Source organism: Verminephrobacter aporrectodeae subsp. tuberculatae At4, from assembly GCF_000193225.1.
Taxonomy (GTDB): Bacteria; Pseudomonadota; Gammaproteobacteria; order Burkholderiales; family Burkholderiaceae_C; genus Acidovorax; species Acidovorax aporrectodeae.
Window position 1 is genome coordinate 1 of the sequence record NZ_AFAL01000326.1, and the last position, 563, is coordinate 563.

At 72.1% G+C, this 563-nt stretch carries 1 protein-coding gene; it reads right to left on the minus strand.

All coding sequences use genetic code 11. The features are described 5' to 3' along the window. Positions 1-125: 125 nt before the first annotated feature. Positions 126-563: hypothetical protein (locus VTU_RS0106690; RefSeq protein WP_010102527.1), on the minus strand; the 438-nt coding region annotated here is incomplete at its 5' end.

Sequence of the window (563 nt, forward strand, 5' to 3'; positions counted from 1 at the left end):
GGAACGGCCCGCATGGGCCTGGGTGGCCAACGCGGCGGCCAAGAGAAGGGTCATGCCCCAACTGCGCAGTGCGCCGGACCGGGCGCGCACGCGAATCGTCTGCATTGCCAGCATGGCTCCGCTCCTCACAGGCGTTCGTTGTACAACAGCGCACGGGCGATGGCGTCGGGCACGAAGGCAATGGCCTCCCCCGCCGCCGACAGCACCACGCCCGTGGCGATCACGCTGCACTGGAGCACCGTGCCCACCGCATGGGCCGACGCGCCCACCCCCCGGCCCACGACCTGCACGCTGACCTGGGCCGCATCGGACACGCGCTCGAGCAAATACACCGAGCCGGTGGCCGAGGCCTGCACCGCCTTGACCGTGAGCTGCGCACCGTTCACCGACAGGGCCACCGGCAAGGCCCCCACCGCACCCGCCGCGCTGGACGCCACCTCGGCCGTACCAACGACCGAGGCCAGGGGCAGCATGGACAGCGCGGCAGACACCTCGCTCTGCGCCCGCGCGGGCAGGGTCACCACAGCGCATAGCAGGCAGGCTGCGAGCGCATGGCGGGTGAG